Raw genomic sequence first — 23002 nt, forward strand, 5'->3', positions numbered from 1 at the left:
GGATCGCGCGGTTACGGTGCAGTTCTGAGGCGTCCGTCGGCCCCGGCGAGCGGACGCGGCTGGACCGAAGGGGTGTGCTCATGACCGACCGAGAGCCCGAGGGGCCGGAGGAGCCCCGGGACGATCGCTCCGGTCCGCCCGAGGAGCCGGAGCGGGCCCCCGGCGAGGGCGCGCCGGGCGCGCCGCCGCCGGAGCACCCCACGGGGGCGCCGCCGGAACCGGTCACCGGCGAACCGTCGGAGGGACCCAGCGGACGGGCGCAGGCCGGGTTCGAGCACGCCGGTTACGCCCCGGGGTACGGCGAGACGGACATGGCGGGAGCAGGACCCGGGAGTTACCCGGGAGGACCGCCGCCTCCGCCGCCCCCGCAGGGGCCGCCGTGGGGCGTACCGCCGCCCGGCGGGTACGGTCCGCCGCCGCCCAAGCCCACGCCGTGGGGCAAGATCATCGGTATCGGCTGCGGTGTCCTTCTGATCCTGCTGCTGCTCCTGGGCGGGTGCACCGCGCTCCTGCTGGTCGCGGCGGGTGGCGGTGGGACGCCCCCGGACGTGTCGGAGACCGGGGCGCCCGAGGGTGCGCCCACGCCGGAGGACGTGACCGAGGAGATCACCGCGCGGGCGACCGAGTTCGAGCCGAGCCCGCTCTACGCCGACGGCGAGTACACGAGTGTCGAGGTCTCCGTCACCAACAACGGCGAGGACGAGATCGACATCAACCCGCTGTACTTCTCGCTCGTGGACACCGAGGGAGTCGAGCACGAGACCGGTGAGGCGATCGCGCTGGACGACAACGGACTGAGGGTGCAAAAGCTCGCTCCGGGCGAGACCGCGAGCGGCACGATCACCGTGCGCGGTGACGTGGACGTGGACCGGGTCGTCTTCAACCCCTTCTACCACGGGCCGGTGGAGGTGCCGGTGGCCCGGGGGTAGCGCGCTCCCGCGCGCACGGAGGGGGACGGTGACGCGAACGGGGCGGGGCCGGTCAGGGGGCCAGCGCGGGGTCGCGCAGCCACGCGGACAGGTCCTCGCGGCGTTCGGCGTCGCACTTGAGCGGGCACGTGGTGCAGAACCCGTGTTCGGGGTCGCCCTTGTAGTCGAAGCAGCACGTCCCCCGGACCGCCCAGGTGCCGCGCGGGTTCTCCGGGGCGAAGGGGAACAGGCGCGGGCGGCGGCGCGTGACCGCGCCCGCCGCGACGACGGCGTCGCCGAGCCGTGTGGCCAGCTCCCAGGCCTGGCGGGCGTCGTGTCCGAGGTAGCGGGCCGGGTTGAGCATGTAGAAGTGCAGGGTGTCGACCACCCAGCCCCACAGGGTGCGCAGCCCCGCGCGCGAGTGGGCGTGCAGGGCACTCAGCAGCGGGCCGAAGGTCTCCACGACGCCCTCGGCCGCCAGGCGCAGCTGTTCGTCGCGGTCCCGGGCCACGACCGTGTCCGGGCGTCCGGCGGCGGGGTCGTCGGGCAGGACGATCCACCGGGCGCCCGTCACGGCGGGCGTGGAGAAGCGCGACCGGACCGTGTCCCAGGGCAGGTACAGGGTGTCGGGGGTCAGCAGCGGTGTCCGACCGGTCAGGTAGAGGGAGGCCGCGACGAGGAAGATCGGTTCGCGCAGGGTCACGCGCAGGAAGTTGGTGGCGGCCGGGAGGCGGTGTCCGGGGCCGTGCTCGGTGCGCAGCTTGTCGTGCAGGACGGGGAGCCAGCCCTCGGCGACCAGGTGGTCGGACCGGTACCAGTGGACGTCCTGCGGGGTGTCCGGGACCGGAGGGTCGTCGGCGCGCAGGTCGGGCAGCGGCGCGAACCTCAGTGGTGCACACGCGTCACGCAGCGCTTCGAGCGGATCTGTGGTCACCGCTGGAACCTGCCCTTCGTCGCACGAAACCGTCACGTCCGGGGGAGCGGCCGCAGTTCCCTCCGGGGGACGGGATGCGCCTCATTAAGTGAGGCTACCCTCATGTGCGATGCCCGGGCAATGCTCGGGGTGGGTGTCGCGGCGCACCAGGAAGTGGTGAAAGCGCAGGTCCAGGCTGGTGTGTCTGGTTCTGTCGGGGTTCAGCGCACGGCGCTGCGGCGGTGCGGCCGCCGGTACTTGAGCCACCACTCCAGGGCGAGCAGCGGCAGGACCCAGCTCAGGTAGCTGCTGGAGACGGCCACGGACAGGATCATCGCCTCCACGTCGCCGCCGAAGCCGCTGTGCAGCCAGGGCAGCATGAGCAGTGACAGCACCACCAGGACGATCCGGTTGAGCGCGATCCCGTAGAGCAGCACGAAGCTGCGCAGCATCCACTCCCGGTGGCGGGCGAGGTCACGTCGGCGGGCCGCCAGGAAGCCCAGGACGGTACAGGCCAGCCACAGGACCGCCCAGAGGACGTTGCTGATGCGGCCGTCGGGGCCGGCGGAGCTGAGCGGGGCGATGAGCAGGGCCGGAACGCCGACGAGCGGAACGCCGAGCAGGACGTAGGCGCGTCCGCTCCAGCGGTGGACGGCCGGGTGGTGGCGGCGCAGCCACGGCCACACCTGGAGCGGCACGATCAGCGTGAGCAGGGCCCCGCCGAAGATGTGCGTGACCAGGGCCGGGTAGTGCCAGGCGAGGTCCTGGCGGACGGGCAGGCGGGCCTGGTCCGGGTCCAGGGTGGTGTACGGGGGCAGCGCGTAGGCCACGAACGCCAGCCCGAGGAGGGCGAGCGGGGCGATCCAGGGGCGTCGCCACCAGGGTCGCCGGGGCGGAGGGAGGCGTCTGTGGGGTGCGGTGGGGGCCGGGGGCGCGGTGGGGTGCGTCATGTCTGGTCTCCGGGGTACGGATTTTAATCGTATATCAGGTACACGAATTAGTGTAGATCATACACATATTTAGGATGGAGTCCAGTGGACAGACGATGACTGGTGGGACATGAGCGAGCGGCGACCGGAGACCGACGTGACGCGGGAGATCGAGCTCCTGTGGGGGCTGCGCGAACCCGGCAGGCGCGGCCCCAGACCCAAGCTCAACCGTGAGGCGGTCGTCCGGGCGGCCGTGGCCGTGGCCGACGCCGAGGGCCTGGAGGGCGTCTCCATGCAGCGGGTGGCCGGTGAGCTCGGCTTCACCACCATGTCGCTCTACCGCCACGTGGACAGCAAGGAGGACCTGCTCGTCCTCATGATCGACGCCGCCATGGCGCAGGACCCGCCCAAGTCCCGTGCCGACCGTGACTGGCGAGCGGGGGTCGGGGAGTGGGTGGCCGGATGCCGCGAGGTCTACCGTCGCCATCCCTGGGTGGTCTACGCGGCCGTGTTCGGGCCGCCGCTGGGGCCCAACGGCCTGCGGTGGATGGAGGCCGGGCTGCGCGAGCTGGTCCGGTCGGGCCTGGACACGGCGGACGCCGTCCAGGTCCTCACGACGATCTCCAGCGTGGTCCGCGACACCTACCGACTCGAACTCGACATGCGTGGGGCGGCCGAGGCGGCGGGCGGCACCCTCGCCGAGCGGGAGCGCGCCTACGCCCTCAGCCTGGGCCGGGTGGTCACGCCGGAGCGGTTCCCCACCATCGCCGCGATGCTGGAGGAGGGGGTCCTGTCCTCCTCCGACACGGGAGAGACCACCGCCCCCACGGACGACATGACCTTCTCACTGGAGCGGATCCTGGACGGCGTCGAGTCCTACGTCGAGCGTCGGCGGCGGCTCGAGACGAGCACCCGCTAACGCACGACCACCAGATGGTGCCGGGTCAGCGCGGAGACGACCCGGGCGGCCTCGGCGGCGTCCACGCCCGCCCGCCCGGCCAGGTCGGACACCGTCAGCTCCCGGTGCTCGGCCAGCGCCGCGAGCACCGGTTCCACGGTTCCCGGGAGCCGGTAGCGGCGCCCGGACACCGTGAGCGACACCCGGTCGCCCTCGCGGGCCAGCGGCGGCGGCAGGACCGGCACGAACTCCACACGCGCGTCGGGTCCGGGCGGCTCGTCCCCGACCGGCCAGGGCAGTGAGAACGACGTGCGCCGGGGGAACCGGGCGTCCCGCTCGGCCAGGAAGGCGTCCGGGTCGCCCTCCTCGGCCAGCTCCACCAGCCGGGCGATGAGCGCGTGCCGGTGCTTGCGCCGGGTGTCGGCGTCGGCGAACCGGGGCAGGTCGCGCCGGAACAGCTCCTCGTCGACCAGCCGCCGCACCAGGGCCTCGGCCCAGTCCACCCCCGTGGCCCGGGTGAAACCGAAGGTCAGGTGCATGCTCACGCCGCCGGTGCCGGTGACCGTGTGCCACCAGCCGCGCGGTACGTGGATCACCTGCCCGGGGGAGAGCACGCCCTCCCACACCACCTGGAGCTCGCCGTCGGCGTCGCGAGGAGGCGTGTGGGAGTGGTCGGTGTCGTTCTTCATGGGGTGGGGACGCGAACCCGGGCCGTGCACCCGCCAGTGCTTGGTCCCCTCCACCTGGACGATCACCGTGTCGTGGTCGTCCCAGTGGGTGTCGAAACCGCGCGACCCGCCCCAGATCAGGTACAGGTTGGCCTGCACCTTCTCCCGGACCAGGCGCATGAGGTCGTCGGCGGCGGCGGCGACGGGCGGGTGCATCCGGTCGATGCCGTCCAGCACCAGGCTCGCCCCGGCCCGCAGCTCGGTGTAGAGGGACTCGGGCCGCACCACCCGGCGCGCGGAGCGGGAGGAGAACGCCCGGTCGGTGTAACGGTCGACCGGAACGGGGGAGCCGTCCCGGTGCAGGCGCAGGCGCGGCGGTTCGGGCGCGCACGTGTCCAGCAGGTGGTTGAGGTCGTCGAAGGTCAGCAGGGAGCGCACGGCGTCCGCGCCCAGGTCGGAATGGACGAACTCCTCCGACAGGTGGGGCGTGAGGCCCGAGGGGCCCACGCTCTCTGACAGGGCTCGCGTGAACAGGTGGCCTGGATCGGTCACGGGGGTCCCTTCGCCGAGGGCCCGCCCGGCCCCGCCGGACAGGCGCGGGACCGGGCGGGGAGGGGTCAGATGAAGTCGGAGCTGGAGTCGGTACCGTCGCTGTCGCCACCCGCGGTGATGTCGCGGGAGGTCACCTCCGCCAGGTCCTCGACCTCAACCTCGATCGGGTCCATCTCGCACCTCGCTTTCCGTGTGCCGTTGTCCACTTTCTTCCGTGCGGGGGCCGTACCGGGCCTCAGGGCGCGGTCAGCCCCGTCTCGTGGGCCGCGAACGCGTGCGCGTCGGCGGCCAGTCCCACCGCCCGGCTGACCGCGCGCGGGCCGTGCCCGACGTCGCGCTCGTACCGGAGCAGTACCGCAGGGCGCCCTGTGTCCCGCGCCGCCGCGCTCAGCGCCGCGCACATCTTGCGCGGGTGGGCGGCGTCGGTGCGGGTGTCACCGTGGAAGCCGGTGAGCAGGACGCGGGGAAAGGAGCGGCCGGGCGCGCGGACGGCGCTGTCCAGGGCCCGGTGGTAGGGGGAGTAGGACATCAGGGCCGCGAAGTCGTCGGGGTCGGCGGCGCTGCCGAACTCGCGGGTCCACATCCGGCCGAGCCCCAGGCGTTCGAACCGGACCATGTCCGCCAGCGGCGCGGAGGCGATGACCGCCGTGCACAGGTCCGGGCGGGACACGGCCGCGGCCAGGACGAGCAGGCCGCCCGCGGAACCGCCCGACAGGCAGAGCTGTTCGCGGGCGCACAGACCCCCGGCCACGAGGGCGTCGGCGGCCGCGGCCAGGTCGGCGACCGCGCGCGGCTTGTCGCGGCCCGAACCGCTCAGGTGCCAGTCGCGTCCGGCGTCGCCGCCGCCGCGCACGTGTGCCACGGCGTAGCGTCCGCCCGAGAGCAGCCAGGCCAGGACGGTCGCGCTGAACCCGAACTGCCGGGGGCGGCCGAACCCGCCGTAGGCGTGCAGGATGGTCGGTCCCGGTGCGGGGACGCCCGAGCCGCCGGGACGGGAGAAGACGGTGACCGGGACCCGGGTGCCGTCCGCGGAGCGGCACCACAGCACGGTGCGGGTGATCTCGGGCGGGGGCGGGGGAGCGGCGGCCCGGTCCGGCCAGGGGCGGGGCCGCCGCTGGCCGGGGCCGAGCCGCAGCACCCGCTGCTGGGTGGCGACGTCGGCGTAGCCCAGGTAGACGGTTCCGTCCGGGGCGGACTCCGGGCCCGAGACCATGCCCTCGCCGGGCAGGTCGACGGTTCCCGTGCGGACGCCGGAGCGGGCGTCGTGCAGGGTCACCTCGCTGATCCCCAGCCGGGTGCGTACGACCAGCAGAGCCGGTCCGTCCGGGCCCGGGTAGGGGGTGAAGGCGTCCAGGGTCGAGGCCCCGTCCTCCGGTACGACCTCGCGCCAGTGCTCGACACCGGGCTCCTGCGGGGCGACCGCGCACAGGCGGCGGCGCGGCGCGTCGAGCGTCGTGCGCAGGTAGAGGAGGCCGTCCGGGCCCATCCGCGCCTCGGTCTCGGCCTCGGGGCCGACCTGGACCGGCCGCAGGGCGATGCCGTGCCGTTCGGGCGACCGGAGGGCGGGCCGCGCGGCCAGGTCGGCGATCCACAGGTCGGTGCGGTGTCCGGTGCCGTGGCCCTCGGTGACCAGGAGCCACCGCGCGCCCAGCACACGGACCCCCGGGACGGTCGCGTCCGCGGTGCAGGCGTGGACCAGCGCCTCGGCGCCGTCGGCGACGCGGCGCAGCCACACGCCGCGCACGCCGCGCACGCCCCGCGCGCCGTCGCGGCGGACGTAGAGGAAGGAGGGGGGACCGCCACCGGGGATCCACGCCACGTGGGAGTAGCGCACCCCGGGAACGGCGGGTCCGGCCGGGGCGCCGGTCCGGGTGTCCACCACGCGCAGCCCGCCGCGCTCCACCCCGCCGGCGGAGGTCTGGACGGCGACCAGGCGCCCGTCGGGGCTGGGTTCCCAGGCGTCGAGGGTGGTGCGCCCGGTGGGGTCCTCGGCGCCCGGGTCCAGGACGGTGCGCGCGGGGCCGTCGCCGTGTTCGGGCAGGGCGACCAGGCGGGGGTGTTCGGCGCCCGGGGCGCGCACGGTGGTGAAGAGCGTGCCCGGCCGGTGCCGGGGAGGCGTCCACAGTTCGGTGCGCACGAGGGCGCGGATGCGGTCGGCCAGGGGCGCGCGCAGCGGCCACGAGGCGGCCTCGGACTCGTACTCCCGGGACCGCTCCGCCAGCCAGCGTTCGGTCGCGGGCGAGTCGGGGGACTCCAACCAGCGGTAGGGGTCGGGGACGGGGCGGCCGTGGAGGGTGTCCACGACCGGCGGGGGGCCGTGTGCGGGGGCGACTCCGGGGGCTCGGTTGCGCACCATCACATCGTTGGTTCGCCCCTACAGGTCGGTCAAGGAAGACCTGTCTGACCGCCGGGCACGCGAGTGTGTCCCACCGGTGAGGTTTGGCGCGAACACGGTGCGTACACGCCGTGGGTGTCCTCGGAGGGGACGGGTGTGCCCCGGCCGCGTCGGTCGCGACCGGGGCACACCGGTGACACGTGCGCGCGTTCGCCCTACGCGTGGTCGGGGTGGCCGATGGCCAGGCCGCTCTCCTGGTCGAAGAAGTGCAGCTGGCTGACGTCCACCGACAGGCTGATCCCGCTGCCGGGACGGACCTGGCTGCGGGGGCTGACCCGGGCGGTGAACTGGGTGCGGTTCTGGGACAGCGGCATCGAGTCGCCGTCCTCCTCGCCGTCACCGGCGGCGTCCTTGGCCAGCGCCGTGGCGTCCTCGTGGCGGACCGGCGGGGCGTCGACGGAGAAGATGACGTTGATCTCGGTGCCCAGCTCCTCGGTGACGTCCGCCTTCACCTGGACGGTGGGGTCGCCGTTGCCGTCGAACTCGGCGTCGTTGAAGTCGGAGGGGCGGATACCCAGGATGATCCGCCGGCCCAGGTACTCGCGCAGGGCCGGACGCGACTCCAGCAGTGCGCCGGAGACGGGGAGCTTGTGGTCGGCGAAGGTGAGCACGGCCCCGTCCCCGTCGGCGACGAGCTCGGCGTCGACGAAGTTCATGGCGGGCGAGCCGATGAACCCGGCCACGAACAGGTTGACGGGCGCGTCGAACAGCCGCTTGGGGGTGTCGACCTGCTGGAGGCGGCCGTCGCGCAGCACGGCGACCCGGTCGCCCAGGGTCATGGCCTCGACCTGGTCGTGGGTGACGTAGACGGTGGTGACGCCGAGGCGCTCGTGGAGCTGGTTGAGGGAGGCGCGCATCTGGACGCGCAGCTTGGCGTCGAGGTTGGACAGCGGCTCGTCCATGAGGAAGGCCTGGGGCTCGCGCACGATCGCGCGGCCCATCGCCACGCGCTGGCGCTGACCGCCCGAGAGCATGCCCGGCTTGCGCTTGAGGTAGGGCTCCAGGCCGAGCATCTCCGCCGCCTCCTGGACGCGGCGGGCGATCTCGGTCTTGGCGACCTTGCGCAGCTTCAGACCGAAGGCGAGGTTCTGCTCGACGGTCATGTGGGGGTAGAGCGCGTAGTTCTGGAAGACCATCGCGATGTCGCGGTCCTTGGGCGGGCGGTCGTTGACGATCTCGTCACCGATCACCAGCGTGCCGTCGGAGATCTCCTCCAGACCCGCGATCATGCGCAGCGCGGTGGACTTGCCGCAGCCGGACGGGCCGACGAGCACCATGAACTCGCCGTCCTGGATCCGCAGGTTGAGGTTGTCGACGGCCTTGACGCCGCCTCCGTAGATCTTGTCGACGCCCTCGAGGACGATCTCCGCCATGGTTCAGCTCCCGCGCTGGGTCGTGGTGGGGGATCTCGGGGGAGATCCCCGACACCCCGTGCTCTTTCGAAGTTGATCGAAACAGGAAGGTTAACTGATCACATGAGACACGATTCTGATCGAAATGTCCAGGGGTGGGGGCTGATTGATCAGATTGCGGTCAGTCACAAACCCGTTCGGTCCGGCTGGCGTGGCGGCCCCAGGTGCGTTAGCCTGTCCGACGGTTCACCACGTTCTCCCCACGCGGTCTCGGCTCGGTCCCCACGACACGGCATCCGGGTTGAGGCATCGGTTGGGGAGTCTGGGTAACCTAACGACCAGTCCAGCACTGGACGGACCGGTTGTGTGTCCCCCACTCGTCCGATCGGACGCTGCATCACGCGCCAGGTGCAGCCGGGGTCGGGTGAGGGGCGGATCGCCGCAACCGGGCGGGGGGTTGGACCCGGAAAAGGCCCGAACATCCAGTAGACAACGGTTTTCCGAGCTCGCCGCCGACGGGACGGAGCCGGTCCGAAGGGTGGCTCGGGCCTTTTCCGCGTCCCCCCATATGCTGACCACGAGCACTCCCACTCCCCAGCGGAAAGCGAGCAGCCGACGTGGTCGCCGAGAACACCGAGCAGGACACAGCCCCGGCGTCCGGCCGACCCGTGCCGACGGCGGACGGGCTCGGTGCGCCTCCCCCGCCGCCGAGCCGCTGGAGACGGGCCACGACGATCCCCGCGGGCCACCGCTGGGGACGCCACGACCTGCTCTGGCGCCTGTCCGCCGCCGTGGGTTCCGGTCTGGCCCAACTGGTCGCCCTGCCCCCGTACGGCTGGTGGTGGCTGGGTCCGGTCAGCGCCGCGCTGTTCCTCCTCGCCGTCGCCGGCACCCGCCCGCGCCGCGCCGCCTGGCTCGGCCTGCTCGCCGCCGCGACGCTCATGGTGCCGCTGGTGAGCTGGCAGGACATCTTCGGCATCGACGTGTGGCTGATCATCGCGGCGGCCGAGTCCGTGTACTTCCTGCCCATGGCGATGGGCCTGACCCTGGTGGCGCGGCTGCCCCTGTGGCCCCTGTGGACCTCCGCCCTGTGGGTGGCGCAGGAGGCCGTGCGCGCCCGCTGGCCGCTGGGCGGATTCCCCTGGGGCAAGCTGGCCTTCGCCCAGCCCGACACCCCCTTCGTCGGCTACGCGGCCCTGGGCTCGTCCCCCCTGGTGACCTTCGCGGTCGCCCTCACCGGCGGACTTCTGCTGTGGAGCGCGCTGCGCGTCGCCGGGGCCGCGCGCGGCCCCGGCGCGGCCCGGATCCGGGGCTTCGGGGCGGCCGCCGTGGGGCTGGCCGCGGGCGCGGCGATCGTCGCGGGAGGAAGCCTGGCACCGGCCGTCGGGCGCCCCGCCGAGGCCGGGACCGTCACCGTGGGGATGGTGCAGGGCAACGTGCCCAACGTCGGTGAGATGACGGTCACGGGGGAGCGCGCGCAGGTGCTGCGCAACCACGCCGACGGCGTCCACGCCCTGGCCGACGCGGTCGAGGCGGGCGAGTACCCCCGGCCCGACATGGTGCTGCTGCCGGAGAACGCCAGCGACATCGACCCCTACCGCGACCCCGAGGCCGAACGGATCATCTCCGAGGCCGCCGAGGACGTGGGCGTTCCGCTGCTGTGGGGGATGAGCCGGTTCAACGACGACGGCACCCGCTACGTCCAGAGCGTGGTGTGGGACCCCGAGACCGGACCCGGGGAGTGGTACGACAAGCGCTTCCTGGTGCCGTTCGGCGAGTACATCCCCTACCGCGACTTCTTCACGCGCTTCGTCGCCCGGCTCGAACAGGTCTCCTCCGACGCCGTCCCCGGCACCGAACCCGGCGCGCTCGATGTGGCGGGCACCACCCTGGCCGTCGGGATCTGCTTCGACGTGGCCTTCGACCAGCCGGTGCGCGAGGCCGTCGCCGAGGGCGGACAGATCATCGTGATCCCCACCAACAACGCCAACTACAACTTCACCGGGCAGTCCAACCAGCAGCTGGCCATCACCCAGCTGCGCGCGGTCGAGCACGGGCGGCCCGCCGTGGTGGTCTCCACCAGCGGTATCAGCGCCGTGGTCAACCCCGACGGCACCACCTCCTACACCTCGCCCGAGGCCGAACCGGACATCCACGTCGCCGAACTGACCGCCGCCGAGGGCACCACCGTCGCCACGAGGCTCGGCGCGGTCCCCGAGACGGTGCTGAGCGTCCTGGGACTGGGCGCGGTGGCCGCGGCCGCCGCCGCGGCCCGTCGCTCCCGCGGCGGCAGGTGAGCGGACACGCCCGGGGAACCCTGAGCGGCGCGGGCGCGTTCTCTCCTACAGGGACGACCCGTGTGGGCCGACGATGGGATGGTGTTCGATGCCGCTGCTGACAGTGCTCGCGCTCATGGCGCTGCCGTTCCTGGAAGTGTGGCTGATGATCGCCGTCGGCGGATGGATCGGTGTGCCGTGGACGCTGGCGGTACTGGTCTCGCTGCTGGTGCTGGGCGTGGCGGTGCTGCGCCGTGCGGGCACCAGGGCCTTCCGCGACGCCGACCGGGCCATGCGCTCGGGTGAGCCCCCGCGCGGCGGCCTGCTCGACCCGCTCATGGTCATGGCGGGCGGCGTCCTGCTCATCGTCCCCGGCTTCCTCACCGCGCTCCTGGGCCTGCTGATGGTCCTGCCCTTCACCCGGCCCGCGCTGCGCTGGGCCTTCGCCGGGTGGGCGCAGCGGCGGATGCGCCGGATGCGGGAGCGGATGAACGAGGAGTTCGTCGTCCAGGGGGCCCACGTGCCCGGCCAGGGCCGTCCCGGCCAGGGCGGGCCCGGCGGCCCGTCCGGCCCCCGGCCCGGTGCCTCCGGCGGCGGCGCCGGCCGCCCCGCCTCCGGGCCCGGCCGCGTCATCCAGGGGCACTTCGAGCCGGTCGACCCCGACGAGCCCCGCGGCTGATCCGCCGCTAGGGTCCTGACATGACCGAACCCCCCTTCCTCTCCGCCACCCGCACCTCCTACGACGCCCTCGCCGACGACTACGCCGTCCGCTTCCGCGACGAACTGGCGGGCAAGCCGCTGGAACGCGCGCTGCTCGCGCTGTACGCCGAACTCGTGCGCGCCCGCGGCGGCCCGGTCCTGGACGTCGGCTGCGGCCCCGGCCGGGTCACGGCCCCTCTGCGCGACCTCGGCCTGGACGTGTCGGGGATGGACCTGTCCCCGGGGATGCTGGCGGTGGCCCGGAGGGACTATCCGGACCTGGAGTTCCGCGAGGGGTCGATGACCGACCTCGACGTGCCCGACGGCTCCCTGGGCGGGATCGTGGCGATGTACTCGACCATCCACGTGCCCCTGAGCGAGCTTCCGGCGGTGTTCGCCGGTTTCCGTCGCGCGCTGGCCCCGGGCGGCGAGTGCCTGGTCGCGTTCCAGACGGGGGAGGGGACCCTGCACCTCGACGAGGGGTTCGGGCACGAGATCTCGCTCGACTTCCACCGGCGCACCCCGGAGGCGGTCGCCGACCTGCTGGAGGAGGCCGGTCTGGAGGTCCACATCCGGACGGTGCGCGCCCGCGCCGAGGGGGAGCGCACCCCGCACGCCTTCCTGTTCGCCCGCCGGCCGCAGTGAGCCGGGGACGACCGGGGCGGCCGACCGGCCCGGCCCCGGTCAGTCCCTCCCGTGGAAGCGCGCCTGCAGGCCCCGGACCCGCTCGGCCAGTTCCGGTACGGGGCCGTCCGCCTCCAGCCCGGGGACGACGTCGCGCGCCGGCAGCGGGCGCACGGGTCCCGGGGGCACGCCCCACTCCGTCAGCCACGCGGTCAGCTGCGCGGAGGAGCTCGCGTACACGATCCTGCCGAGCCCGGCCCACCCGTGTGCGGCGGCGCACATCGGGCAGTGCTCGCCGGAGGTGTACACGGTCGCGGCGGCGCGTTCGGAGACGGTCAGGAGCGTGGTCGACCACCGGGCGATCGCGAACTCCGGGTGCCGGGTCGCGTCCCCGGAGGCCACGTGGTTGTGGTCCGCCATGAGCACCGTCCCGTCCGCCGCGACCAGCAGGGAGCCGAACGGCTCGTCCCCGGCCGTCAGCGCCGTCTCCGCCAGCTCCACCGCGCGCCGCAGGTACCGCAGGTCCGCGTCGTCCACCGTCACCGCTCCTCCTTCTCCGGGCCGTCCGGCCCACGATACGGCCGACGTCCCGCCCGGGGAGCGCCGGGCGGTCCCTCAGACGGCCTCCGGGGTCCGCTCCCGCCCCGGCGCGTCCGCCGCCTCCCGTGCCCGGGAACGCGCGGTGATCCGGTCGTCCACCACGCGGATGACCGTGATCACCGCGATCGCCGCCCCCGCGACCACCAGACCGGTGACCAGCTTGCCGGGGTCGCTCACGTCCAGGTCGAAGAACCACCGGCCGAGCGGGGTCACCATGGCCAGGGTCAGCAGCCCCACCATGGACGCCACCAGCACGACCTTCCACCACACGTACGGTTTGGCGACCAGCAGCAGCACCCACAGCGTGGTCGCGCACAGGGTGATCACCACCGCCGTCCGGTCGGCCGGTTCGGGTACGGTCCGCCCGCCCAGCACCAGCAGGTAGGTCGTCACCGCGGCCAGACCGGCGACCACACCCGCCGGAACCGCCAGCCGGAGCGTGCGCGCCACGAACCCGGGACGGGCGATGTCGGTGTTGGGTGCCAGGGCCAGGAAGAACGACGGGATACCGAACGTGACCGCGTTGATCAGGGTCGCGTGCCGGGGGAAGAACGGGTAGGCCACCGCGAGCAGTCCCACGATCGTCGCGAGCGTCATGGTGTACACGGTCTTGGTCAGGAACAGCCCCGCCACGCGTTCGATGTTGCCGATCACCCGCCGCCCCTCGGCCACCACGCGCGGCAGGACGGCGAACCGGTCGTCCATGAGCACCAGTTGGGCGACCGAACGCGACGCCGGGCTGCCCGAGCCCATCGCCACACCGATGTCGGCCTCCTTGAGCGCGAGGACGTCGTTGACCCCGTCACCGGTCATCGCGACGGTGTGCCCGCGCCCGCGCAGTCCGCGCACCATGTCGCGCTTGCGCTCGGGGGTGACCCGGCCGAACGCCGAACCCCGCGCCACCTCGTCGGCCATCGCCCCGGCCGAGTCCGGCAGGTCCCGGGCGTCCACGGGCCGGTCGGCCCCCGGCAGATCCAGCTCCCGGCCGACCGCGCCCACCGACGCCGCGTGGTCGCCGGAGACGATCTTGACACCGACACCCTGGTCGGCGAAGTAGTCCAGGGTCGGCCCCGCGTCCCGCCGCACCCGCTGGTCCAGCACCACCAGCGCCGTCGGCCGCACCGGCCCGGGGGCGCCGTCGGCGTCGACCCGCCCCCCGGCGCGCGCCAGCAGCAGGACCCGGTGCCCCCGGGCGCCCAGCCGCGCCGCCTCGGCCGCCGCCGGGTCGTCGGGGGCGGCGAGCACGTCGGCGGCTCCCAGGACCCAGTGCTCCTCCCCGTCGGGGGTGAGCAGGCTGGCCCCGCTCCACTTGCGGGCGGAGGAGAACGGCGCCAGGGCGGTCACCGGCCAGTCGGGTGCCTCCTGGCCCGCGGCCCCGCACCCGCGGGCGATCGCGGCCATGCTCGGGTTGGGGTCGGGGTCGACGGCCGCCAGCGCGGCCAGGACCTGGGTGGCGGACCCGGGACCGTCCCCGCCGCCCAGGTCGCGGATCCGCGCCAGGCGCATCCCCGCCTCGGTGAGCGTGCCCGTCTTGTCGGTGCACACCACGTCGACCCGGGCCAGTCCCTCGATCGCGGGCAGCTCCTGGACCAGGCACCGGTGGCGGCCCAGCCGGATGACCCCCACGGCGAAGGCGATGCTGGTGAGCAGGATGAGGCCCTCGGGGATCATCGACACCAGCGCCGCCACCATGCCGCGCAGCGCGTCCGCCAGCGGTCCGGACAGCTGTCCGCCCGCGACCGGCTCCTCCAGCGTGACGTGCCCGCCCAGGAACAGCTGGCTGTAGACCAGCAGGCCCCCGATCGGGAACAGCGCGTAGGTGATCCAGGTCAGGATGCGGTTGATGCCCGACCGCAGCTCGGACCGGACCAGGGAGAACCGGCTGGCCTCCTCGGCCAGCCGTGCCGCGTAGGCGTGCCGCCCCACCTTGGTGGCGCGGAAGCGGCCGTTGCCGGCCACCACGAAGCTGCCGGACATCACGGTGTCGCCGGGCCGCTTGACCACCGGGTCGGCCTCCCCGGTCAGCAGCGACTCGTCGACCTCCAGGCCCGCCGCCCAGGTCACCGTGCCGTCGACCACGACCTGGTCGCCCGTGCCCACCTCCAGGACCTCGTCCAGGACGATCTCCTGGGTGGCGACGCGCACCGCGGCGCCCTCGCGGATCACGCGCGGCCGGGCGGCGTTCACGATCGCGAGCCGGTCCAGGGTGCGCTTGGCGCGCAGTTCCTGGACGATGCCGATGAGCGTGTTGATCACGATGACCATCGCGAACAGCCCGTCCTGGACGGGGCCGATGACCGCGATGATGGTGAAGAGCACGGCGATCATCGCGTTGATCCGGGTGAACACGTTGCCGCGGACGATCTGGCCGACGGTCCGGCTGGCGCGGACCGGGACGTCGTTGGTGCGGCCGGCGGCCACGCGTTCGGCGACCTGCTCCCGGCTCAGTCCGGGCTCGGTGGGCGGGGCCGCCGGGCCGCCCCCGCCGGGGGAGGCCACGGCCGAGGCCGCGCCGGGCCGGGCGCCGCCGGTGTCCGCTCCGTCGTCGGGCTGGTCGGGCACGCACAACTCCTGTCGGGAAGCGAGGGGAGGCGCCGGTGGCCGTGTCGCGTCCGGTGGAACGGACGGGGTGGGGCACCTCACGTCGGGGAGGGTCTCCAGACTAGAAGAACCGGGACGCGGGCGCGCCGTGGCCGACACCCCGAGCCGTGGTGGAGCCAGCACCACCCCGGGCGCACCAGCGGGGACGCGCATGCGGTTGTATGAACGGGGACGCCGTCGAGCCACACGTCGGGAAGGGCGCCATGTGCACCGTCATCGTCGGATTCGACCCCGGAGCGGACACGGCACTGGTCATCGCCGCGATCCGTGACGAGATGAGGGACCGCCCCTGGGACGGGCCCGGACGGCACTGGCCCGACCACCCCGGGCTGGTGGGAGGCCGCGACCGGTCGGCGGGCGGTACGTGGTTGGCGGTCGACCCGGCCCGCGCGCGCACCGCGGCACTGCTCAACGGGTGGCCGTGGGACGGCCGGATGCCCTGGGAGGGGGCGTACCCGGCCAGCCGGGGCGACCTTCCCCTGCACGCCCTGGCCACCGTCGAGCGTGATCCCCTCGACGGGGTGGAGCTGTCCAGGTACGCGCCCTTCCACCTGCTGACGGCCGACGCCCGGAGCGCCGTGCTGCACAGTTGGGACGGCGCGCGGCTGGACGTTCGCCCCCTGCCGGTCGGGGTGAGCGTCATCGTCAACACCGGACTCGACCCGGCCGACCCGCGCTCGCTGCGCCACACCCCCGAGTTCGCGCGGACCAGACCCGACGGGGCGCACCTGGCCGAGGAGACCGGAACGGAGCGGATCTGGGGGCGCTGGCCCGACCTGATCGCCGCGGCGGCCCACGACGCGCCGCGTTCGGCGGGGACCGACGAGTCGGGCGATCCCTCGGGCCTGATCGCGCACGCCGACCTCGGCGGAGGCCGGGTGTGGGCCACCGGGTCGGTCACCCTGCTCGCGGCCGACGGGCGGACCGTGCGCTACGCGTTCACCGACACTCCGGCCGATCCGGACGCCTGGCGGATGATCGACCTCTGAACTGCGACGTCGGGCCACGGCGCCGGGGCGCGCCGCGCGGCGGGCCAATCCGTGTCATCACGGATTGGCAGAGTCTGTGGGTGGCCATCGCGATCAGGGTAGGAAAAAGGCTCCGAAACCGCGTCATAAGCGGTGCGCAGGACCGTGTTCTCGGTGAGCGGGGTCCACAGGCGCGTCTGCGGCGCGTTTCGTCGGCCCCGATCGCGATCCAGACCCGTCCCGGAAGGACCACTGATGAACGCCAGCCCCGCCCACGAGCTCGCCCCCACCGCCCCGACCCCGCACCACGACCCCGCCGAACTGGTGGGCCGGTGGACGCGTGTCCACGACGGCCGCGCCGACCGTGTGGGGGTCCTCCTGCACGCCACCCGGGCCGTCAGCGCCCGAACGCAGGGGTGGGACTGGGCCCTGCGCACGCCGGAGGGCGTCGTCACCGGTACGGGTGAGCTGCGCGCGACCCCGCTCGGCGCGCACGGGTACCGGGAGGCCCGGCCGACGCGGCGCAGACTGCGCGCTGCGCACGCGGACCTCGTGGAGTTCGCCGACCCGGGTGACTCCGCCCTCGGCGAGGCGGCCGGGGACCTGGACCTGCTGGAGCTGGAGCTCGCCGTCCAGCCCTGAGCCCCCGACCGGTTCGGCGCCCGTACCCCGCCTCCCCCCACGACGGCGGGGTGCGCCACCCCTGTGACCCACGCCGCGCCGGAGGCTTTCTTCCCGGGTAAACCCGCTGCGTGATCAGAGCGTCTCTCTGGGAGACGGCGTACATGCCGTCGCGCGCGCCGACGGGCGCGGTCGGACGCGAGGGGCGGCGATGGGGAGCGGACACGGCGGGCGGTGGGAGAGCGCCGCGTACTGGCTGCTCTACGTGGTCTCGGTGAGCGCAGCCCTGCTGCACTGGCGGTTGGGCGGGCTGCTGCTGGCCGCCGCGTGCGCGGGCTCCGCCGTACTGAGCGCCGTTCTGATCGCCCGGAACCGACCGGGTCTGACCCCGGACCACTGAGGGGACACCATCGGCGGCGGTGTCCGGCGAACCGCGCGGACCGACCGTCACGGCACGCTCTACCCTCGTCCCATGCAAGCATCGACACACCGGTACGAGGTCCTTCACGGGACACCCCCCACCACCGGTCACGGGGTCCGGGCCGCCCTCACGGTCCGAGCCGCCGCCGACACCGACGGGCTTCGGCGCGGCTCCCACGACGCGTCGCAGGTCGTCCTCAGCGTCCCCCTCCTCCGCGTCGTCGGCTCACCCGGGCGGCGAAGGGTGGTCGTCGGACAGGCGCGCGTCAGCGCGCACGGGGACGGTCCGACCGGGCGGGCCGATCCGGAGGAGGGTGCGACGGAGAGTCCGGACGACCGGACCGCTCCCGTCATCACGTTGGTCCTGGACGCGGTCTGGCGCGAGGCCGAGGGGTGGCACGCGGACCGCGCCATCCCCTCGGTGGCCGACGACGAACTCGTCGCGGCCCTGGCGCACCCGGCCCACCGGATCGGGGGTGACGCGCGCACCGTCGCGGTGGCCACGGCCAAGGCGCTCGCGGAGGGGTCGCGTGACGCCGTCGACCGGCTGCGGGGTCTGCGCTACGAGCTGGAGCAGCGGATCGCCGACGAGCTCGCCGCACGCTCCGACCAGCCCCTGCGTCCGCTCCTGGCCGCCACGCTCGAACTGGCGACCGCCATGGGGCACGCCCGGGACCACGCCTCCACCGCCCATCGCGAGGGGTTGTGGGTCTGGTTGTGGGACGACACGGTCTACGACCACAACGGGTCGCACTCCGACACGCGAGCCGACCAGGACGCGCTCCCCGGCTGGGTGAGCACCCACCGGCTCGGACTGCGCCACTGCGAGGCGATGTCCGGCGAGCTGGAGGAGGAGGTGTCGCGGCTGCACGCCCTGCTGGGCAGCATGTCGACCTTCGCGGTCGCCCAGAGCACCGACGCCCAGAACCGCTTCAACCTGCTCGCCGGGGTCGGTGCGGCGGTGATCGGGCTCCCGGCGCTCATCCTGTCGCTCTACGGCGCGGACGTGTTCCTCCCCCTGGACACCCTCGACCGGGCCTGGCGCGCCCTGCTTCCGGTCGGGGCCACCGCGCTGCTGGCCTCCGCCGCGGCGATCCGGTGGATGCCGGGAACACCGCGGCCGCGACACTACGCCGCCGCGACGGGCGCCGTGGCGGCCGTCCTGGTGATGCTCCTGGCGGCCGGAGCGCTCGCACCCGGGTGACGCGCGCCCGGGCGGCGCGGTCGGTCCCGGATCCGGGGACGGGTTCCGGGGCCGCGCCGGTCGTCACCCGCCCCGCCTGCGGGGGAGCGGCGGGACGTGGCCCGCGCGGGTCTCGATGACCTGTTCCACGAGGACGTCCCACCGGTCCCGCTGTACGTACGTCCACGCGCCGTCGCGGTCCTGCCAGCCCCAGCACCAGCCGTCCCTGAGGCCGAGGGCGACGTTGCCCAGGTAGGAGGGGCCGACCAGGGCGCGTTCGACGTCCCGGCCCCGGGTCCAGGGGAAGCGCCGCCATTCCAGGGTGAAGGCGAGCCCCCGCCGGGTGAGGAACGCGTTCCGGATGTGGGTGAAGGGGTCGGATTCTCCCGGCGTCGTGATTCGGGTGTCCGGGATGATATGTATTCGCCTGTTTTCTGCATCGCGACCCTCGTCGCGTTCGGTCTGGTCCATGAGTCCAGGGTTGGTCCCGAACTCTGTTTTCCCCAGGAACTGACATGTATCCCTAAAGGCATGGCGCACGAGGGAACTTTCTCACTAATCTCAGGATCATGGCGGAACATTCTCCTCCCCAAGAGAGCCTTGAAACCCCGACTTTCGGGTCGTACCTCCGAAATGAGCGCAAGCAGGCCGGTCTGACGCTTCGTGCGCTCACGGCCAGGTCGAACTTCGCGGTTTCGACTCTGTCCCGCTGGGAGAACGACAAAGTCATTCCGGTGCGCGCGGACGTGGCGAAAATAGACAGGGCCCTCGACGCGAGAGGGCGATTGCTTTCCGCGTGGGAGGCTCTGACGTCGACGGGCATCCCTCCGTGGATGAGGTCCCCTGGGATACTGGACGAACGGTCGATTGCCATCGACGCTCTGTCGGTCTCGCTCGTGCCGGGGATCGTGCAGTCTCCCGAGTACGCTCGCGCGGTGTTTCGTGCTGGTCGACCGACGGCACCCCAAGGTGAGATCGAGCGTCTGGCGCAGCTTCGTGTTGGCCGGTACGAGTCGCTGACCACTCGAAATAACCCCTTGGTCACGGTCGTGTTCCCGATACATACGCTTCTGTACCTTCCCCGGGTGGTGAAGGAGGATCAGGTGAGGTACCTCCTGCGCCACATGGATCGGGAGCGGTTGGTGGTCTATCTGATCCCGGACCATGTCCCGATCCTGTCCACTGTGTCGTCCGCGCAGGTCTACCGACTGCGTGACGGTGTGAGTGTGGCCGTGTCCGACCATGTTCTGGGAAACGTCTTGCTGGAGAAACCCGGGAACGCGGAGTCTGTACAGTCACTTCTGATGGACCTGGTCGGACTCGCCTCCCCCCGTACTGAGTCCGCCACTTTGCTGGAAGGACTGCTCTGATGGCTGAAGGTTTCCACAAATCCACTCACAGTCACGACGGATCGCACTGTGTGGAGGTGCGGGAGGGCCGGGACACCCTGGTTCGCGACACCCAGAACCGTGACAGGGGAACGCTGTCCTTCCCCGCGTCCGAGTGGTGCGCCCTCCTGGGGGCCTCCCGGGAGCCGTAGACGCCCCGGGTGCGGTGAAACCCCGGACGGGGCACGTGTCCGGGTGTCGTCGAACCCCGGACCGCGCCCTGCTATTCCCACCCCCTCTGGGGGGATGATCACCCGACGAACCCACCCGTCCCGGGGCGTTTGGCACACGGGTGTCCGGATAGTCTTCCGGGTATGCGTTCATGGTCTGCGCCTGACATCGTCCCCCTGCCGGGTACCGGCGGTCCGCTCCGTGTCCACGACACCGCCACCGGCCAGCTGCGGACGACGACACCGGCGCCCCGCGCCGGGATGTACGCCTGCGGCATCACCCCCTACGACGCCGCGCACCTCGGCCACGCCTTCACCTACCTGACCTTCGACCTGGTCAACCGGGTCTGGCGGGACGCCGGACACGACGTCAACTACGTGCAGAACACCACCGACATCGACGACCCGCTCCTGGAGCGGGCCGAGGCGATCGGCGTCGACTGGCGCGACCTCGCCCACCGCGAGATCGACGTGTTCCGCGACGACATGGCCGCCCTGCGGATCATCCCCCCGACCTCCTACGTGGGCGTCGTGGAGTCGGTCGACCTGATCAGCGACCTGGCCGTGCGCATCCGCGACACCGGCGCCGCCTACGACCTGGACGGCGACCTGTACTTCTCCGTCGACGAGGCCGCCGAGTTCGGCGCGATCAGCCACCTGAGCCGCCAAGAGATGCTCGACCTGTTCGGGCAGCGCGGCGGCGACCCGCAGCGCGAGGGCAAGAAGAACCCGCTGGACTGGCTCCTGTGGCGCGCCGAGCGCCCCGGCGAACCCGCCTGGGACAGCCCGCTGGGCCGCGGCCGCCCCGGCTGGCACATCGAGTGCAGCGCGATCGCCCTGGACCGCCTGGGTCCCGCCTTCGACCTCAACGGCGGCGGCAGCGACCTGATCTTCCCCCACCACGAGATGGGCGCCGCCGAGACGCGGTGCGCCACCGGCGGCCCCAACGCCCACAACCACCTGCACGTGGGCATGGTCGGCCTGGACGGCGAGAAGATGTCCAAGTCCCTGGGCAACCTGGTGTTCGTGTCCAAGCTGCGCGAACAGGGCGTGGAACCGGCCGTCATCCGCGTGGCCATGCTCGCCCACCACTACCGGTCGCCCTGGGAGTGGACCGACGCCGAACTCCCGGCCGCCTGCGACCGGGTCAAGCGCTGGCGTGCGGCCACCGCGCTGGGGTCGGCGCCCGACGCCGCCCCGATGCTCGCCGCCGTGCGCGCCGCCCTGGCCGAGGACCTGGACTCGCCCGGCGCACTCGCCGCGGTGGACGCCTGGGCCGAGACCGCCCTGGCCGGGGGCGGCACCGACACCTCCGCCCCGGGCCTGGCCCGCGCCACCGTCGACACCCTGCTGGGCGTGCAGCTCTAGCCGGACACCCCTGGTCCCGGTCGGGCGGAGGGCGCGCGCCGCCGGTCGGTCCGCCGCGCCAGTGTGCGGTCATGCTGACCGCACAGGACGTCCTCCGCGGCACCGACTGGGACCAGACCCTCCACGCCCACGGATCGGCCGCCGACGCCTCCGAGGGACTGTCGGCTCTGCTCGGTGACGGTCCGGACGCGCTGTCGGAGGGGACGGGCTACTTCCACAGCGCCATCCTCCACCAGGGCTCCGTCTACCCGGCGACCCCGCCCGCCACCCTGTTCGCGGCCGCCGCCCCAGACGAGACCGACGCCGAACTGGCCGAGCTCGCCCGACTGCCCGAGGCCGAGCGCCGGGAGCTCCTGGACGCCGTGCTCGCCGACGACGAGGAGGTCTGGGAGGAGCCCGCCCCGGAGGCGCTGACGTGGCGGACACTGGCCGACCCCCTGGCGGCGGACCGGTGGTTCACCACGTGCCCCGCCGCTTTCCGCGGGCACGTGCGGTTCACCCTCGTCAGCACACTCGCGGACCGCTCGGAGCCCGCCGACGCCGCGCGCCTGCCGCCCGTGTTCCGCGCCATGACCGCGCTCGCCACCCCCCTCACGGCTGAGGCCGACTGCGGCCCGCTGCTGGAGCTCGCCTTCCCCCCGGGGCGAGGACGGCGGCGCGTGGACCGGTACCCCCTCCGACGTCCAACGCGCCTACCTGGCGACCCTGATCGACAACGACGCCCTCTGGCCGGGGACGCGCACCAACGTCCCGCTCCTTCTCGGCCGTCTGGGTCTGCCCGCGGCCCCGGAGGGGTTGCGCGCCCTCGTCGACGCCTGAGCCGTGGCCTTTGCCCCGTGCACGGTCTACGGGGCGGTGAAGTCCGGGAAGTGGGGACCCGGGGCGCGATCGGGGAGCAGCCGGACGATCGGGATACCGTACTCGGGGTCCGAGCCCACGCGTGCGTAGTCCTCGGGGGCCTGGCCCACCTCCCGGCCGAGCGCCTTCATCAGCGCCCTGGCCGTGCCCGGGTGGCGCTCGGCGTAGTGCGCCAGCGCCCGGCCCGACTCCTCGGGCGGCAGCGGTGCGGCCGTCCCCCGGAACCGCTGCCCGCCCACCTGGAACAGCACGCGCGGTTCGGCCCGGATGTTGCGGAACCACTGTGCCCGCCGCCCGTAGGCGGCCGCGACCAGGACCGCCCCGGTGCTGTCGTTGCGCCCCACGACCTCCAGTACCGCCTGCCGGGGCTCGCCGCTCGCGCGCCCCCTGTGGGTGAGCAGGACGAACCGGCGGCCCATCAGCGGCCCGAGACCGAGCCGGTACAGCCAGATCGGCGCGCGGAAGGCGGCGCGCTGGAGCGGTGTCCTCGGGGGCTCGGAGATCGTCATGAAGGTCGGGCCCTCCTCCGTACGGCGCGGTTCCGGCGGCACGAGTGTACGCAGCGGGCACGGCCCGGGCGGGGCCGCCACGCCCGTGGACCGTCGGCACCG

Annotated in this window: 21 protein-coding genes; 12 read left to right on the plus strand and 9 right to left on the minus strand. The window is 73.4% G+C overall.

Going from position 1 to position 23002, the window contains the following annotated elements; genetic code table 11:
• The first annotated feature begins 80 nt into the window (after positions 1–80).
• The gene (locus ACTVAJ_RS03515; protein WP_470386548.1) at positions 81–929 is read left to right on the plus strand and encodes a DUF4352 domain-containing protein; all 849 of its coding nucleotides are present in this window, start codon (positions 81–83) and stop codon (positions 927–929) included.
• 52 nt (positions 930–981) lie between these two features.
• On the opposite strand, the gene ACTVAJ_RS03520 is transcribed toward ACTVAJ_RS03515, so the two are convergent.
• A complete protein-coding gene (locus ACTVAJ_RS03520) occupies positions 982–1842 on the minus strand; it encodes a (2Fe-2S)-binding protein (RefSeq protein ID WP_470386549.1) in 861 nt (286 codons plus the stop codon).
• A gap of 200 nt (positions 1843–2042) precedes the next feature.
• Complete coding sequence (locus ACTVAJ_RS03525; RefSeq protein WP_470386550.1) at positions 2043–2771, minus strand: DUF2306 domain-containing protein; 729 nt, start codon at positions 2769–2771, stop codon at positions 2043–2045.
• A 109-nt stretch (positions 2772–2880) separates the two neighbouring features.
• Here ACTVAJ_RS03525 and ACTVAJ_RS03530 point away from each other — a divergent pair, with 109 nt between their 5' ends.
• Positions 2881–3669 carry a TetR/AcrR family transcriptional regulator C-terminal domain-containing protein gene (locus ACTVAJ_RS03530; RefSeq protein ID WP_470386551.1) on the plus strand — a complete coding sequence of 263 codons (789 nt, stop codon included), beginning with the start codon at positions 2881–2883 and terminating at the stop codon, positions 3667–3669.
• Here ACTVAJ_RS03530 and ACTVAJ_RS03535 read toward each other — a convergent pair.
• From ACTVAJ_RS03535 to ACTVAJ_RS03545, 3 genes are all read right to left on the minus strand, one after another.
• Positions 3666–4868: a JmjC domain-containing protein gene (locus ACTVAJ_RS03535; RefSeq protein ID WP_470386552.1), complete on the minus strand. Its 1203-nt coding sequence runs from the start codon at positions 4866–4868 to the stop codon at positions 3666–3668. The genes ACTVAJ_RS03530 and ACTVAJ_RS03535 overlap by 4 nt on opposite strands.
• Positions 4869–5103: 235 nt before the next feature.
• Positions 5104–7224 carry a prolyl oligopeptidase family serine peptidase gene (locus ACTVAJ_RS03540; RefSeq protein WP_470386553.1) on the minus strand — a complete coding sequence of 707 codons (2121 nt, stop codon included), beginning with the start codon at positions 7222–7224 and terminating at the stop codon, positions 5104–5106.
• 194 nt (positions 7225–7418) lie between these two features.
• The gene (locus ACTVAJ_RS03545; protein ID WP_470386554.1) at positions 7419–8636 is read right to left on the minus strand and encodes an ABC transporter ATP-binding protein; all 1218 of its coding nucleotides are present in this window, start codon (positions 8634–8636) and stop codon (positions 7419–7421) included.
• A 596-nt stretch (positions 8637–9232) separates the two neighbouring features.
• Between ACTVAJ_RS03545 and lnt the strand changes: the two genes are divergently transcribed.
• From lnt to ACTVAJ_RS03560, 3 genes are all read left to right on the plus strand, one after another.
• Entirely contained in the window at positions 9233–10912 is a 1680-nt protein-coding gene (lnt, locus tag ACTVAJ_RS03550; protein WP_470386555.1) for an apolipoprotein N-acyltransferase, read from the plus strand.
• Positions 10913–11000: 88 nt separating this feature from the next.
• Positions 11001–11570 (plus strand): FxsA family protein, encoded by a 570-nt coding sequence (locus ACTVAJ_RS03555; RefSeq protein WP_470386556.1) that lies wholly within the window; start codon positions 11001–11003, stop codon positions 11568–11570.
• 20 nt (positions 11571–11590) lie between these two features.
• Positions 11591–12235: a class I SAM-dependent DNA methyltransferase gene (locus ACTVAJ_RS03560; RefSeq protein WP_470386557.1), complete on the plus strand. Its 645-nt coding sequence runs from the start codon at positions 11591–11593 to the stop codon at positions 12233–12235.
• Positions 12236–12274: 39 nt separating this feature from the next.
• Here the strand turns inward: ACTVAJ_RS03560 and ACTVAJ_RS03565 are convergent, their stop codons facing one another.
• Positions 12275–12757 carry a nucleoside deaminase gene (locus tag ACTVAJ_RS03565; protein WP_470386558.1) on the minus strand — a complete coding sequence of 161 codons (483 nt, stop codon included), beginning with the start codon at positions 12755–12757 and terminating at the stop codon, positions 12275–12277.
• Positions 12758–12829: 72 nt separating this feature from the next.
• On the minus strand, positions 12830–15376 hold the full coding sequence (locus ACTVAJ_RS03570) for an HAD-IC family P-type ATPase (RefSeq protein WP_470386559.1): 2547 nt from the start codon (positions 15374–15376) through the stop codon (positions 12830–12832).
• Between the two features lie 242 nt (positions 15377–15618).
• Between ACTVAJ_RS03570 and ACTVAJ_RS03575 the strand changes: the two genes are divergently transcribed.
• From ACTVAJ_RS03575 to ACTVAJ_RS03590, 4 genes are all read left to right on the plus strand, one after another.
• Positions 15619–16404 carry an NRDE family protein gene (locus tag ACTVAJ_RS03575; protein WP_470386560.1) on the plus strand — a complete coding sequence of 262 codons (786 nt, stop codon included), beginning with the start codon at positions 15619–15621 and terminating at the stop codon, positions 16402–16404.
• A 234-nt stretch (positions 16405–16638) separates the two neighbouring features.
• The gene (locus ACTVAJ_RS03580) at positions 16639–17025 is read left to right on the plus strand and encodes a hypothetical protein (protein WP_470386561.1); all 387 of its coding nucleotides are present in this window, start codon (positions 16639–16641) and stop codon (positions 17023–17025) included.
• A 190-nt stretch (positions 17026–17215) separates the two neighbouring features.
• The gene (locus ACTVAJ_RS03585) at positions 17216–17404 is read left to right on the plus strand and encodes a hypothetical protein (protein ID WP_470386562.1); all 189 of its coding nucleotides are present in this window, start codon (positions 17216–17218) and stop codon (positions 17402–17404) included.
• A gap of 72 nt (positions 17405–17476) precedes the next feature.
• Positions 17477–18628 carry a hypothetical protein gene (locus tag ACTVAJ_RS03590; protein ID WP_470386563.1) on the plus strand — a complete coding sequence of 384 codons (1152 nt, stop codon included), beginning with the start codon at positions 17477–17479 and terminating at the stop codon, positions 18626–18628.
• A gap of 63 nt (positions 18629–18691) precedes the next feature.
• On the opposite strand, the gene ACTVAJ_RS03595 is transcribed toward ACTVAJ_RS03590, so the two are convergent.
• Positions 18692–19078 carry a hypothetical protein gene (locus ACTVAJ_RS03595; protein ID WP_470386564.1) on the minus strand — a complete coding sequence of 129 codons (387 nt, stop codon included), beginning with the start codon at positions 19076–19078 and terminating at the stop codon, positions 18692–18694.
• Positions 19079–19176: 98 nt separating this feature from the next.
• On the opposite strand from ACTVAJ_RS03595, the gene ACTVAJ_RS03600 reads away from it, so the two are divergent.
• The 3 genes from ACTVAJ_RS03600 to mshC all read left to right on the plus strand — a co-directional run bounded on the left by ACTVAJ_RS03600 (position 19177) and on the right by mshC (position 21533).
• Positions 19177–19977 (plus strand): helix-turn-helix domain-containing protein, encoded by an 801-nt coding sequence (locus ACTVAJ_RS03600; protein ID WP_470386565.1) that lies wholly within the window; start codon positions 19177–19179, stop codon positions 19975–19977.
• On the plus strand, positions 19977–20147 hold the full coding sequence (locus tag ACTVAJ_RS03605; RefSeq protein WP_470386566.1) for a DUF397 domain-containing protein: 171 nt from the start codon (positions 19977–19979) through the stop codon (positions 20145–20147). The genes ACTVAJ_RS03600 and ACTVAJ_RS03605 overlap by 1 nt, the downstream gene beginning before the upstream one ends.
• A gap of 162 nt (positions 20148–20309) precedes the next feature.
• On the plus strand, positions 20310–21533 hold the full coding sequence (mshC, locus tag ACTVAJ_RS03610) for a cysteine--1-D-myo-inosityl 2-amino-2-deoxy-alpha-D-glucopyranoside ligase (protein ID WP_470386567.1): 1224 nt from the start codon (positions 20310–20312) through the stop codon (positions 21531–21533).
• An 845-nt stretch (positions 21534–22378) separates the two neighbouring features.
• On the opposite strand, the gene ACTVAJ_RS03615 is transcribed toward mshC, so the two are convergent.
• A complete protein-coding gene (locus ACTVAJ_RS03615; protein WP_470386568.1) occupies positions 22379–22900 on the minus strand; it encodes a nitroreductase family deazaflavin-dependent oxidoreductase in 522 nt (173 codons plus the stop codon).
• Positions 22901–23002: the final 102 nt, after the last annotated feature.

Source organism: Nocardiopsis sp. KDC1DS13DA1 (assembly GCF_055632325.1).